Here is a 12,883-nt window from a genome sequence, read left to right as displayed (position 1 = left end):
CTTTGCTTAGAGTAGTGAATTATTACCTTATCTGTCGTCCTGAAGCTGTAAAACCGAAGGATTTCCTGTTTTAAAAAGTGAAAAAAGAGATTCTTCGCCGGCTGCAGAATGAAACCACTTATAAATTTTTTATCATCATGAGAACAAAGTGTAAAATTTAACACCTGACACATAGTTTATAAGTAATCCTTCAAAACTTTCGGAATTTCAAAGGTTCCGTCAGGTTTTTGGTAGTTTTCCATTATGGCTATTAACGTTCTTCCGACTGCTAAACCTGAACCGTTTAATGTATGTACATAGTGATTTTTTCCGTCTTTATCTTTGTACCTAATCTTAGCCCTTCTTGCTTGAAAATCTTCTGTGTTGGAACAGGAAGATATCTCTCTGTATCTATTTTGAGATGGTATCCAAACTTCAATATCATAGGTCTTTGCAGCAGAAAAACCCATGTCTCCCGTGCATAATAAAACAACCCTGTAAGGTATTTCTAACAGTTGGAGAATTTTTTCTGCTTCATTTACAAGTTTTTCAAGCTCATTATAAGAGTCCTCGGGCTTAACGATTTTCACAAGCTCAACTTTATCAAACTGATGCTGTCTGAGAATTCCTTTTACATCTTTTCCATGAGAACCTGCTTCTTTTCTAAAACATGGAGTATATGCTGTGTAATACTTTGGTAAATCTTCTTCGTTTAGTATTTCATCTGCATGAAGATTTGTCAATGTAACCTCTGCTGTTGGTATTAGATATAAATCTTCATCTTCTATTTTGTATAAATCATCTTTAAATTTTGGAAGTTGTCCTGTTCCAAATAAGATTTCCGGTTTTACCAATGCAGGAGTCCATACTTCTGTATATCCATGCTGTTTTGTGTGAACATCAAGCATAAAGTTTATTAAAGCTCTTTCTAATCTTGCAGCTTCTTTAAACATTACTGTAAATCTTGAACCTGAAAGCTTAGCTCCCCTTTCAAAATCTAAAATACCAAGCCTTTCTCCAATCTCATAATGAGATAACGGCTCAAAATCAAACTTTCTTGGCTTTCCCCATCTTCTTATTTCAACATTATCATTTTCGTCTTTTCCAATAGGAACATCAGGTGCAGGTAAGTTTGGAATGTAGTAAAGGATATTATTAAACTCATTTTCAATTTCTTGAAGTTTATCTTCTAAATTCTTTATTATCTCTCCAATCTGTTTTACTCTTTGCTGTATTTCTGTTGTGTCTTTACCTTCCTTCTTTAAGATCGGAAAAAGCTTAGATTTTTCATTTCTTTCAGCTCTTAAACTTTCTATTTCTTTTATTATTTTTCTCCTTTCTTCATCTATTTCTAAAAGTCTATCTATAAGTTTTAGATAACTTTCATCTCTTGTTTTTAATCTTTCTTTTACAAAATCAGGATTTTCTCTAAGAAGTTTTATATCAATCATTACTTCCTCCGGCTTTACTTTGTGATTTAAAAGTATATATTATAACTCTAAATCTCGGTGAGAAATTGGGAATTTCATAGAATTTAAAGAGGAGATCCTTCGGACTTACGTCCTCAGGATGAAAAATAAAGTGGAAAAGTGGAAGAGTAGGGGCGATTCATGAATCGCCCTTACGAAAGTAAAGTTGTCATTCTGAGCGAAGCGAAGAATCTCCTACTTTTATTGAATTTCTCACCGACGTGTTTGTATTAAAATAGTTTACAAGTTTTTTAAGGAGTATTGCATGAGTAAATATCAAATTTTAGAAGATATGCTAAAAAGATCAGTTGTAGAAGACATTATTAATCAATTAAAAACAAAAGACTCTATTTATTTTGACCAAGTAGATATAGAATATAAAGTATTTATAAACGATGATTATAATTTGGATATAGAAATCGCTGAAGTAAAAACTCCAAAAGAATATTTACTAATAGATTTAATTGCAAATGAAGTGAAAAATAAGATGAAGAAGGAACTTGAACATTTAACAGCATTAATGAACGAATCTTACTGTTTAAATGAATTTTTTATTAAGTTAGAAATATATTCTTATGAAATCCAATCTTTTGGAGATAGTTTTTACAGAGATAGCTACATAAAAGTAAAAGTTCAAGACTGTGAAGCAGAGAAAGAGGAAGTTAATGTGTTAAGGAACGCCATAGATAGATTAAGTAAGAAGATGTACCATATAATCAATCAAAGCACCGGAATAGTTTTATCTGATGCTTTTAATTTTGTAGACAACGACGATATAGATTTTGAGTCTCTTGATGATATTGATGATGAAGATATTTCTTTTTAATAAATATGGAAAATTATTCACAAATACAAGAAGTTTTTAATAAGCATATTAAAAATTATGATAAATGGTATGAAAAAAACAAATATGTCTATCTTTCTGAAATAGAAGCTCTTAAGAAAGCTATTCCTCAAGGTAAGAAAGGACTTGAAATAGGAGTAGGATCGGGCAGATTTGCTGCGGTTTTAGGCATTGAGTATGGAATAGACCCATCGGAAGAAATGTTAAAAATTGCTCAAAAAAGAGGAATTAAAACATTTTTAGGTTATGGTGAAAAATTACCGTTTAATGATGAGGAATTTGATTTTGTAGCCATTATCATAACAATTTGCTTTGTAAGAAATCCTGAAAAAGTTATAAAAGAAGCTAAAAGAGTATTAAAAATTGGCGGAAAACTAATTATTGGAATCATAGATAAAAATAGCCGTTTAGGTCAGTTTTATCTTGAAAAGAAAAAGCAAGGACATTTATTTTATAAATACGCTAATTTTTATTCTGTTGATGAAATTGTCAAAATGTTAGAAAAATATGGTTTTGGAAATTTTAAATTTTATCAAACGATTTTTAAGCCAAAAGAAGAATTTAAAGAAGTAGAAATGCCAAAAGAAGGATATGGCGAAGGAAGTTTTGTTGTTATATCTGCTGAGAGGTTATAACTTATCACTTTCTCACCTTCTGAAGCCGACGAAGAATCTCTTTTTTTCTTAAATTCCTTACCCACAGCTTATACACTTCCCTGTACTTCTTTTGACTTATACAATTACTCAGACTCTTTTGAAGAATTCATTTTTAAGCTTTCTTTTTCTTTTTCACAAATTTCAAGCTGTTTTTTTAATCTTGAAATTTCAATCTTAAATCTAATCCAATCTCCAAATGCTATTAAAATAGCAAGTATAGCTCCAACAATAATACTCATAAGAATAATTATAGACAAAGGAAGTGGTACTGTTTGATAACCTGGAAGTAAATTAACAGTAACAGAGATATTATTCATTGCTACAAAGTATCCTGTTAATAACAGAATAAATAACCATAAAATGAGTCTAATTTTACTTAACATCTTTTAATCCTTCTTTTAATTTATAATATTTTTCTTTTAAATCTTGAGAGATAACTCTTACCTCTCCCAAAACAGGCATAAAATTTGTGTCTCCAACCCATCTTGGAACTATATGATTATGAATATGAGTTTCAAGACCTGCTCCTGCTGCCCTTCCAAGATTGTAGCCAATATTAAATCCATCTGGTTTTAAAACTTTTTTCAAAAGTTTAACCATATCCTTTGTTAATAAAGAAATTTCATACAGAGTTTTATCATCTAAAACAGTAAAATCTCCAATATGTTCATTAGGACATACCATTAAATGACCTGCATTGTATGGAAATAGATTTAATATAACAAAAGCCCTTTCACCTCTATACAGTAAAAGATTTTTCTCGTCATTATTTTCTTGATAGGCTTTACACAAAAAACAACCTTCTGACTTTTCAAGACCCTCTATATATTGAGACCTCCAAGGTGAGTATAACCTTTCCATTTTAATCCTCCTTTGTACCTTAAAATATTATATATAAGTCATGTTAGTTTAGGTAATGTGTGATATATAACGGTGATTCACTAATCGCTTCTAGTTACTCTTCACTTATTATGTCCGTGCAATTCATGAATTGCTCAAGAATCCATTATCTTCTCGTCAACTATTATTTCTAACATTTTAGCTGAGCAAAGAATCTTAATTTATATTTCTAAATCTATCATCTATTTTTCAATACTTTTTGACCTATACATATTTTACATCAGTTATGATAAAATCAGATTATGAAAAAATTCATAGTTGGAATAACTGGAGCAAGTGGCTTTATATACGGGAAAAGATTAGTGGAAGAACTGGCTAAAGAAAATTATGTTTACTTGATAGTTTCTGAATCTGCTTTTATAGTCATGGAAAAGGAAGAAGGAATAACTAAATCAGAGTTTGTAGAGAAGCTTCCAAAAAATGTTGAAATTTTTGATAATAAAAATATTGCAGCACCAATATCAAGCGGCTCTCAACTTGTAAAAACAGAAGGTGTTATAATAGCTCCATGTTCTATGGATACGTTGGCAGCAGTTGCAAATGGCATTAGTACAAATCTTATTCAAAGGGTCTGTGATGTTGCTCTAAAAGAAAGAAAAAGGCTTTATTTACTTGTAAGAGAAATGCCATTTTCTTTAATTCATGTTGAAAATATGAAAAAAGTAATGTTAGCCGGCGGGATTGTTGCTTCAGCGTCTCCGGGATTTTATCATAAGCCAAAAACCTTGGATGACATGATTAACTTTGTGGTTGGTAAAATATTAGATAGTTTTGATATAAGGCATAATCTTTTTAAAAGGTGGACTGAATGAAAGTCTCTGAATGTTGTAATTTATTTTTATCTTACATGGCAGACAAATCGCCAAATACTGTAAAAAATTACAGAGTTGATTTTAATCAATTTATTAAAATAGTTGGAGATAAAAATATAAATGAAATCACAAAAGCAGATATTGCTAAATTTAGAATGACTTTACAGATGCAAAATAGAAAATCTTCAACCATAGCAAGAAAACTTGCTTCTATTAATTCATTATTTCAATATTTAATGGATCTAGAATTGGTTAGCTCTTCGCCTATAACCAAATCCCACAGACCAAAAGTTTCTCAAAAAATTCCGTCTGCTTTGTCAAACGAAGAAGTAAAAAAATTAATAGATGCTTTAGACAGTATCCAAGATAAGGCTATCGTAGTTTTATTTTTGACCACAGGTTTAAGGTCTTCTGAACTTTTAAGCATTAAAAAATCTAATATTATCGTTGAAAGAAACGGTCAAACATTTTCTATTGACAGACTAATAGAAGGTGAAGTCAAAGAGGGAGATATTGCATACATAAGAGTGGTCGGTAAAGGAGATAAGGAAAGGGAAGTTCCTATAACCGGCAAACCTTTAGAAATTTTAGTCCAATATTTAAAAAGTATCAATGAGTTTTTAGATGATAATGAATATATTTTCCCGATTTCTTACCATCTTCTTTGGAGAAAGATTAAAAATATAGGTAAAAAATTGGCTATTACATTACATCCACACAAGCTAAGGCATACAGCTGCAACAATGGCATTATCTTCCGGAGCAGAACTTAGAGTTATACAAGAACTTTTAGGTCATGCTTCACCTGTAACAACTGCAAGATACGCAAAAGTTGGTCAAAAGCAGCTTTTAAAAGCAACTAAAGCCTTATCAGAAAATATAGATTTGTGAGGTCTATAAAATGGAAAAATTCTTTTTAAAATTTTTAGCTGAAGAAAAAAATCCGTTAGATATCTCAGATTTAAAACAGTGCGACCCGTACTCATCTTTTGGTGTATTTTGTAATACCAACTCAATCGTTGAAGGATTAATAGTTATTGTAGGTGTTATTCTTATGACTGCTGGAGCTCTATGGTTTGTTAAGAAAAATCAAGAACAAGTTCAAAGAGAAAAAGAAGGCTTTAAAGAGAATAATGAATGAAGTTTATTTAGGACTTGGAAGTAATGTAGGAGATAGACTCTTAAATCTAAACAAAGCTATAGAATTATTATCTGAAAAAATTCAAATCTTAAAAAAATCTAAAATTTACATATCAAAAGCTGTAGGTTATACTGACCAACCTGATTTTTATAATATGGTTTTATATGGAAAAACCGATTTAAGCCCGGAAGAATTATTTAATTTTATAAAAGATGTTGAGAAAAACGCAGGAAGAGTATACAGATTCCATTGGGGTCCAAGAGAAATTGATATAGATATACTTTTTTATAACGATTTAGTCTTTAAAAGTGATAAGTTAAACATACCCCATCCAAGACTTCATGAAAGAGATTTTGTTTTATTACCATTGATAGAATTAAATCCAAAACTTTTTCATCCTGTTTTAAATAAGAGAGTTTCTGATTTAAAAGAGTTTATGGAAAATTCTGTAATTGGAGTTTTATAAAGAAGTGGCCAAGGGCGGAATCGAACCGCCGACACTGCGGTTTTCAGCCGCATGCTCTACCGACTGAGCTACCTGGCCAACTCAGAGATAAAAATTATATATCAATTTTAAATTTTTTGCAAGAGGGTTGTATAGGTTACATTAATTCGGGGAAGTTTAAAAATTATAAATTATTAGATCCTTATCTTAGATACAGGATGACAGAATAAGGTTAGGCTATTCTAAAAATCCACACTGTCGTTCTGCAGCCGGTGAAGAATCACCTCTTTTTCTTTTCAAGTCAAAAAATCAAAAAAGAGATCCTTCGGACTTACATCCTCAGGATGACGAGGAAAGGCGAACTTACAAAAATATTGAAACATCCTTGAATAAGGTTGACAGAAATCCTTCAGATTAAAGTCCTGGGGCTAACAATAAAAAAGAACATCATTTCGAGCAATTAGATAAAGTTTCTAAAGTTGAATTTCTTTTGAATATCCAAGCTTTTCCGATAGCTCTTGAGAAGCCTGTTTAAAACTATCCTTCATTTTTCCATGAACTAAATTAAAAGGCATTCTAAACGCAGGAGCAGATAACGTTATTGCTGCCACAACATCACCAGTATAATCCCTGACTGGAACAGAGATGCATCTAACTTCTTTTTCCCACTCTTCATTATCTATGGCATACCCATTTCTTCTAACTTCTTCTAATTCTTTTAATAGAAGGTTTTTATCTGTTATTGTATTTTCAGTAAATTTCTCTAATTTTACTTCTCTAAAAAATTCTTCTATATCTTCTTTATCCATAAATGCAAGATGTACTTTTCCAGAAGCTGATGCGTACATTGGGAGCAATCTTCCAACCCTTGATTTAACTACTACACTTCTTGGAATTTCGTAAGAATCTATATATACAATTTCATATCCGCTACGTGTTGCAAGATATACGTTTTCTTGAAACTCTTCAGACAATTTTTGTAAAAAAGGTCTTGCTTGTTTTCTAATTTCAGTGTGAGAAATATATGAATGACCGAGTTCAAAGTTTTTTATTCCTAAAGAATATATTTTCTTTCTTTTATTGTAATCTAAATAACCACGGATTATAAGGACTTCTAAGATTTTTTCAAGATTTGTGTAATTTGTTTGAAATTTTTCCTCTAAATCTTTAAGTTTTGTATATTGCCTTCTGGCTATGTAAAATAAAATATCAAAGGCTAAATCTACGTTTTGAACTATATAGTCTGATTTTTCCCTCTTGCGATGCATTTTATACCTTCTTTTGTATTAAAGCGGAGCCGATGGGATTCGAACCCACGACCTCCTGCGTGACAGGCAGGCGTTCTAGGCCAGGCTGAACTACGGCTCCGTTCACTTTTTAATGGGCGGTAGAGGAGTCGAACCTCTGACCCCCTCCTTGTAAGGGAGGTGCTCTGGCCATCTGAGCTAACCGCCCAACATTGAGATAATATTATATATAATTTTTTTATTCTTGTCAACTGCTTGTATAGGTCATACCAGTTTGGGAAAATTCCGATTTTCTTGAATTTATAATATCACAAAAGTATGCAATAGGTGATTTTTTGTTTAAACTATGATGAGGTCTTTCTATGTTATACCATAGCATATACTCCATCATTTTTTTATTAAACTCATAAACATCTTTTAATTCATAATCTTCGTAGTACATGATAAATTCATCCTGTAATGTCCTATTCATTCTCTCTACATATGCTTGTCCTTTTGGATATCTTGGATAGTTAAAATAATGTTTTATATCTTTTTTCTTTAATGCTTTTGTAAACTCGCCTAAGAATTCACTGCCATTATCTGTTTGTATACCTTTTATCTCAAATGGTATTGCTTTTATTAATTTCTCTAAAAAGTCCTTTGCGTTTTTACTGTTTAGCCTGTCATATGCAAAAGTAAAAGAGATTCTTGTTTTTACATCCTTGGCTACAAATATATAAACTTTTCTACCATTTATATATTCATGCTTTGTATCTATTTGTACCAATTCTCCTGGTTTTGTTGGTTTTTTGTCTTTATATCTATCTTTCTTTGTTTTCTTTTTATCTTCTTTCACTATTAGCTTTCCAGTTCTTCCGTTGATTGAGATTCTTTGCCTGGCGTACTCATGATTTAACTTCCTTTCCTCTTTAAGCATTTTTATTATATTTCCAATTGAACTTGCAGATATCGTAGGAATATTGTGCTGCTTACAGAGTTGGGAGTTAAAATAATGTTGTGTCTAAATAAAATTATAAGGAGGAGTAGTAATGGATAAGAAAGAATACTTTGAAAAAATATTAGACAGATCTACCGAAGAATTAGTAAAAGAACTTTTTCCAAACGGTATAACAACTCAAGAAGAAAAGATAGGTATAAGAAAGCTTTTAGAATCTGTTGTGGAACTAATTATGAATCAGGAAAGAAATTTCTTCCTTGAAAATGATGAAGACAACAAAGCAAACGGATATTATGAAAGAAGCCTAAATACTGGTTCTTTCAAGCTTAACATAAATGTCCCAAGAGATAGAAAGGGTAGATTTAGACCACAAATATTACCTGACCCTTACAAAAGAGTTAATGAAGATTACATAAACCTTCTTATGAGTTTAGTATCCAATGGATACTCAGAAAGCAAGATAGATTCTACATTAAAAAGCTTGGGCTTAAACTACTCAAAACAACATATGGATAAAATCAAAAAAGAGCTTATAGAAAGACTTAATGATTTTAAAACAAGAGAGCTTCCATCGGATGCATTTGTACTGTATATAGACGCATATCACTGTGATATAAAAGAGAAAAACAAAATCAGAAAGGCTTCTGTCTATGTAGTTCTTGGAATAGATTTACAAGGAAATAAAGATATATTTGGATTTTACACATTTTTCAGTAGTGAAAACAAAGCAGACTGGATAAAAGTATTCAATGATTTAATAGATAGAGGACTAAAAAGGGTAATGCTTATAGTAAGTGATGATTTTCCTGGGATAACAAAAGCCATAGAAACACTGTTTCCTTTTACAGACCATCAGCTATGTTTAGTCCATTTACAAAGAAACGTTAGAAATCAGATGGATAAAGAAGATTCACAAGTATTTAACAAAGAACTGAAAAACATAAAAGAAAACAGCTTAGATTATGAAGATGGATTAGAAAAATTAGATGATTTATGCGGTAGATTTAAGTCTAAATATCCAAGCTTTATAAAACATATTCAATCTAACAAAGAGAGATACTTATGTTTTTTAAAATATCCAGAAAATCTAAGAAAGCACATATACACAACAAATCCAGTTGAAAGTGTTAATAGCATGATAGAAAAGGTAAGAATAAATTTAGGTGGATATTTTCAATCTGTGGACATTCTTGAGATAAATCTGCTTATACAAAGAGACAATTTAAAGAATGGAAAATGGAAAAAGCCTATACCTGCTTTTAAAGGAGTCTCTTATGAAATTTTACAATTGTTTAATAAAAAGTTTTCAATCCAGACACAAAATTATTGACAAGTCTCACAGAGTTTATCAAGTAAAACCTTTATTTTTTCTTTCCCAAGCTTAGGATGTTTCTTTCTTATTTCTAAAACTAATTGTTTATGTTTTTCTGTTATTTTTTGTAATTTTTCTAATTTCATTCCTTTTTTTGATATATAACGATTTTTAAGAGATACAGGATTGTTATTACTGCTTTCATACTCTTTAATCCATCTGTATATGGTAGATTTTGATACACCAAAAGCTTCAACTGCAACCTTCACTGAATGTTTTAAAGCAAATTCTACTACTTGCAATCTAAAGATTATTTCTGGATGTTTTTCCATAACATCATCTAATTCTTTTACTTGTTTTAAAAGCTTTCTTTCAAGTGTATTAATTCTCTGAATGTAGGTAGATGTTCCTATTCTCTTTTTCATCTTTATCCCCCGATTTTCATAAGGTTATTATAGCAGTAGATAATAAGGTAAAGCGTTAACTTTAGGGTGTGAAACAGGTAAAGCCTATGCAAGTGAAATAAAGATGTTAAATCAGATATTAAACAAAGTAGATTTTATCAAAGGATTATCTTTTATAGCTGATAAGGGTTTAGACTTTAATAAGCATAATACAAAAAATCTTAGACATTGGACTTATTCCTGCTATAAAGATAAAGGAAACATTTAGAATGAAAATAAAGCATTCATTGAGACAGTTATCAAAGGATATGGCTAAGAAGTTAGCTATTGCTTGGACTATTCTTTGGAATTTCTACACGATTTTAACTTATGTATTTTTGTTTATTTTATCAGAATTCTTAATTTTGAGAAGAAGTTTTTTTGATTTTTGGAACAGTCTCTATAAAATATTTGACATGAGAGAAAACTTCCTGTAACTTATCATCGTGTTTTAATACAAGCTTTAAAAGCCTAATGTTCTTATTTAGGTTGTAGGAAGTAGAGGAAGGGCAGTTAAAACATCCTACAGCGGTCTTAAAAGACCAATGACAATAACTTGATCTGTCCTTCCTTTTTTTCTCCCATGCCTGTAGTTATTATAAAATCTTATTCTCTTATAGTTAAAAAAAATTTTTGGTATATTTAATATACGATGACGAGAAAAAGTAAAGTTATATTTACATATACATTCTATAATTCACAAAAATTTCAGAACACTCTCACTTTATCACTTTACCTAATCTCCAATTTTTAGTAAATCTCTAAGTTCATCTTCAAGCTGTCTGCATCTTGGACAGACTGTTGTATCACCTTTATATGAGAAAGGGACTAAACATTCACTGCACGGAATCATCACATGCTCTGCTAACACTTTATATTTTCCTGAAATAAAGTCTTCTAAGTATAGTTTTTCTTCTAAATGGATACATTTTTCCGGGCATACATCGTGACAAATTCTGCATTTAATACATAAAGTAGGACTAAACAAAACTTTTAATTTGCTATCATCAGGTGTTAAAGCTCCTGTTGGACAAACGTTATAACAAATTGAACAGTTTGTACATTTAGAGTTATCAATCCATTTATCTGATGAAAATTCAATTTTTTCTACTTCAAAGCATTTGTCTGTTGGGCCTATCTTTGATAGAGTTGTGTATAAAATCTTTCTTTTTTCTGGGATGACTTTCTCGCTTACAATGTTTTTGTAAGGTTTTTCTTCCTCTTCTTCTGTATTTTCAACTATCTGCTCTAATTTATCTTCAACAGCCCAGAAAGCTAAGGCTGCCGTCTGTTTTGCAAACATCTTTAAAAAAGACCTTCTTTTATTTTCTTGCTTTTCTTCTTTCTCAAATTTTATATCTTCTAATTTTACTCTATAATCTAAACCTGCTTGCTCTAATATATAGTTTGCTTTTTCTGTATTGTGTTTAATTATATCTAACTGTTTTCCTATCTGACATTGACCGCAATGTCCGATATCAAGAATTAAATCTGAATTTTTATCTATACAAATAGAGAATAGATAGTTTTCGTCAAGTGCTGACAAGCATGGTAAATCTACTTTACATGATATGAATTTTTTATCTGAATCTGTAAACTTAACATAAAAATCTACTAAGTCAAAGCCATTTAGTTTATAACTTTCGGTTGGACAGTTTCCAACGCAGGCTCCACATTCAACACAGTTTTCAAAATTTACTTTAACTTTGTCATTTTCAATATTTACAGCCTGAGTTGGACATACATTGACACATTTATTACAGTCTGCGTATCTGTAATAAACTCTAACGCAGGAATATATATCAAAGTTTAATCTACTTGCCGACATTTTCAGCCTCTAATTGTTCTAAGATGTATTCATAGTCTGTCATGATAAAATCTAAAGCCATTTGACAAACATCATAATAAAAAGGAGTTTCGCTCATATCTCTTGCAGCCATAAGATATATTGGTGCCCATTGAAGTATATGATTTTCCATAAACTCTTTTTGAAGATTAAGCGCCTTTTTTTCTCCTTCTTGGTCGTTCATTGAATATGCTTTTAGTTGCTCTTGGATTAAAGTTATCATAAATTCAAGCTCAACTGCTATATGGTCTGGAGATAGTACTCTGGTTTTGTTTAAATCTATCTCATACCCATGTTCAAGGTAAAATTGTAATGTTGGATTTGTTGGCGTTGGGTTGATATGTCCTTCGTCATTCATGAATACAGATTCATAAGGATAGGCATTTAGTATGAAAACCGTCGTATAATCAACGCTTAAATCTTCATCTATTAATTCTTTTGTAGATTTTGTTTTAAAACCTTCCCATTCTTTTGTGTTTGGAAAAAGTTCTAACAAATCAGGATTGTTTTTTATTTTTTCAAGAAGGTTTTCGTCAACTTCTTCTATTAAAAGTCTTGATATAAAAGCGTACATATTTATTCTGCCTTGATTTTCTTGAATTTTATCGTCCATACTTACCTCACAGGATTTTTTGATATTAAATTATAGTATTAAATTATAGAGAGTGTTTCAAAAATCAATTAACCTTTTGATCGTCATTCTGCAGCCGGCGAAGAATCTCCTCTCTTTCTTGCCTCTCACTTATTCATTTACTCACTTTCTACTTTTAAAAAAGAGATCCTTCGGACTAACGTCCTCAGGATGACAAAAAGGTAAACTTACAAAAATTTTGGAGTATCCTATTAAATT

The 12,883-nt window shown here is 30.7% G+C and carries 15 protein-coding genes, 3 tRNA genes and 1 pseudogene; 8 read left to right on the top strand and 11 right to left on the bottom strand.

All coding sequences use genetic code 11. From position 1 onward, the window contains the following. Positions 1-176 precede the first annotated feature (176 nt). Positions 177-1,430, bottom strand: a complete 1,254-nt coding sequence (serS, locus tag SYO3AOP1_RS06175) for a serine--tRNA ligase (protein ID WP_012459870.1) — start codon at positions 1,428-1,430, stop codon at positions 177-179. Between the two features lie 283 nt (positions 1,431-1,713). On the opposite strand from serS, the gene SYO3AOP1_RS06170 reads away from it, so the two are divergent. Beyond that, a complete protein-coding gene (locus SYO3AOP1_RS06170) occupies positions 1,714-2,274 on the top strand; it encodes a hypothetical protein (RefSeq protein ID WP_012459869.1) in 561 nt (186 codons plus the stop codon). Between the two features lie 5 nt (positions 2,275-2,279). Continuing rightward, a complete protein-coding gene (locus SYO3AOP1_RS06165; RefSeq protein WP_012459868.1) occupies positions 2,280-2,927 on the top strand; it encodes a class I SAM-dependent methyltransferase in 648 nt (215 codons plus the stop codon). Between the two features lie 104 nt (positions 2,928-3,031). Here the strand turns inward: SYO3AOP1_RS06165 and SYO3AOP1_RS06160 are convergent, their stop codons facing one another. Beyond that, on the bottom strand, positions 3,032-3,331 hold the full coding sequence (locus tag SYO3AOP1_RS06160) for a LapA family protein (protein WP_012459867.1): 300 nt from the start codon (positions 3,329-3,331) through the stop codon (positions 3,032-3,034). After that, positions 3,321-3,809 carry an HIT domain-containing protein gene (locus tag SYO3AOP1_RS06155; protein WP_012459866.1) on the bottom strand — a complete coding sequence of 163 codons (489 nt, stop codon included), beginning with the start codon at positions 3,807-3,809 and terminating at the stop codon, positions 3,321-3,323. Before SYO3AOP1_RS06155 ends, SYO3AOP1_RS06160 begins: the two co-directional genes overlap by 11 nt. A 281-nt stretch (positions 3,810-4,090) precedes the next feature. On the opposite strand from SYO3AOP1_RS06155, the gene SYO3AOP1_RS06150 reads away from it, so the two are divergent. Genes SYO3AOP1_RS06150 through folK form a run of 4 tightly spaced genes read left to right on the top strand, consistent with a single transcriptional unit; the run spans position 4,091 to position 6,266 of the window. Beyond that, the gene (locus SYO3AOP1_RS06150) at positions 4,091-4,660 is read left to right on the top strand and encodes a UbiX family flavin prenyltransferase (RefSeq protein WP_012459865.1); all 570 of its coding nucleotides are present in this window, start codon (positions 4,091-4,093) and stop codon (positions 4,658-4,660) included. Further along, the gene (locus SYO3AOP1_RS06145; protein ID WP_012459864.1) at positions 4,657-5,550 is read left to right on the top strand and encodes a tyrosine-type recombinase/integrase; all 894 of its coding nucleotides are present in this window, start codon (positions 4,657-4,659) and stop codon (positions 5,548-5,550) included. Before SYO3AOP1_RS06150 ends, SYO3AOP1_RS06145 begins: the two co-directional genes overlap by 4 nt. A gap of 10 nt (positions 5,551-5,560) precedes the next feature. Beyond that, positions 5,561-5,800, top strand: a complete 240-nt coding sequence (locus SYO3AOP1_RS06140; protein WP_012459863.1) for a hypothetical protein — start codon at positions 5,561-5,563, stop codon at positions 5,798-5,800. Continuing rightward, positions 5,793-6,266: a 2-amino-4-hydroxy-6-hydroxymethyldihydropteridine diphosphokinase gene (gene folK, locus SYO3AOP1_RS06135; protein ID WP_012459862.1), complete on the top strand. Its 474-nt coding sequence runs from the start codon at positions 5,793-5,795 to the stop codon at positions 6,264-6,266. The genes SYO3AOP1_RS06140 and folK overlap by 8 nt, the downstream gene beginning before the upstream one ends. A 5-nt stretch (positions 6,267-6,271) precedes the next feature. Here the strand turns inward: folK and SYO3AOP1_RS06130 are convergent. The 5 genes from SYO3AOP1_RS06130 to SYO3AOP1_RS06110 all read right to left on the bottom strand — a co-directional run bounded on the left by SYO3AOP1_RS06130 (position 6,272) and on the right by SYO3AOP1_RS06110 (position 8,411). Further along, positions 6,272-6,344 (bottom strand) — tRNA-Phe (locus SYO3AOP1_RS06130). A 374-nt stretch (positions 6,345-6,718) separates the two neighbouring features. After that, positions 6,719-7,513 carry an IclR family transcriptional regulator gene (locus tag SYO3AOP1_RS06125; protein ID WP_012459861.1) on the bottom strand — a complete coding sequence of 265 codons (795 nt, stop codon included), beginning with the start codon at positions 7,511-7,513 and terminating at the stop codon, positions 6,719-6,721. A gap of 24 nt (positions 7,514-7,537) precedes the next feature. Next, positions 7,538-7,613, bottom strand: a tRNA-Asp gene (locus SYO3AOP1_RS06120). A 13-nt stretch (positions 7,614-7,626) separates the two neighbouring features. Further along, positions 7,627-7,700 (bottom strand) — tRNA-Val (locus tag SYO3AOP1_RS06115). A 39-nt stretch (positions 7,701-7,739) separates the two neighbouring features. Next, complete coding sequence (locus tag SYO3AOP1_RS06110) at positions 7,740-8,411, bottom strand: DDE-type integrase/transposase/recombinase (RefSeq protein ID WP_281340576.1); 672 nt, start codon at positions 8,409-8,411, stop codon at positions 7,740-7,742. Between the two features lie 112 nt (positions 8,412-8,523). On the opposite strand from SYO3AOP1_RS06110, the gene SYO3AOP1_RS06105 reads away from it, so the two are divergent. After that, positions 8,524-9,762, top strand: coding sequence for an IS256 family transposase (locus tag SYO3AOP1_RS06105; RefSeq protein WP_012459860.1), 1,239 nt, complete (start codon positions 8,524-8,526; stop codon positions 9,760-9,762). Here the strand turns inward: SYO3AOP1_RS06105 and SYO3AOP1_RS06100 are convergent. Next, complete coding sequence (locus SYO3AOP1_RS06100; RefSeq protein ID WP_281340573.1) at positions 9,756-10,169, bottom strand: helix-turn-helix domain-containing protein; 414 nt, start codon at positions 10,167-10,169, stop codon at positions 9,756-9,758. The two genes, SYO3AOP1_RS06105 and SYO3AOP1_RS06100, sit on opposite strands and share 7 nt — an antisense overlap. 20 nt (positions 10,170-10,189) lie before the next feature. On the opposite strand from SYO3AOP1_RS06100, the pseudogene SYO3AOP1_RS09265 reads away from it, so the two are divergent. Then, positions 10,190-10,624: pseudogene (locus SYO3AOP1_RS09265) on the top strand (hypothetical protein); the annotation flags it as partial. Positions 10,625-10,923: 299 nt separating this feature from the next. On the opposite strand, the gene SYO3AOP1_RS06095 reads toward SYO3AOP1_RS09265, so the two are convergent. Further along, positions 10,924-12,015, bottom strand: coding sequence for a 4Fe-4S binding protein (locus SYO3AOP1_RS06095; RefSeq protein WP_012459859.1), 1,092 nt, complete (start codon positions 12,013-12,015; stop codon positions 10,924-10,926). Continuing rightward, the gene (locus SYO3AOP1_RS06090; protein WP_012459858.1) at positions 12,002-12,646 is read right to left on the bottom strand and encodes a molecular chaperone TorD family protein; all 645 of its coding nucleotides are present in this window, start codon (positions 12,644-12,646) and stop codon (positions 12,002-12,004) included. Before SYO3AOP1_RS06090 ends, SYO3AOP1_RS06095 begins: the two co-directional genes overlap by 14 nt. Positions 12,647-12,883 lie beyond the last annotated feature (237 nt).

Origin of the sequence: Sulfurihydrogenibium sp. YO3AOP1 (assembly GCF_000020325.1) — a bacterium.
Lineage (GTDB): Bacteria > Aquificota > Aquificia > Aquificales > Hydrogenothermaceae > Sulfurihydrogenibium.
This window is presented reverse-complemented; position numbering and strand designations above follow the sequence as displayed.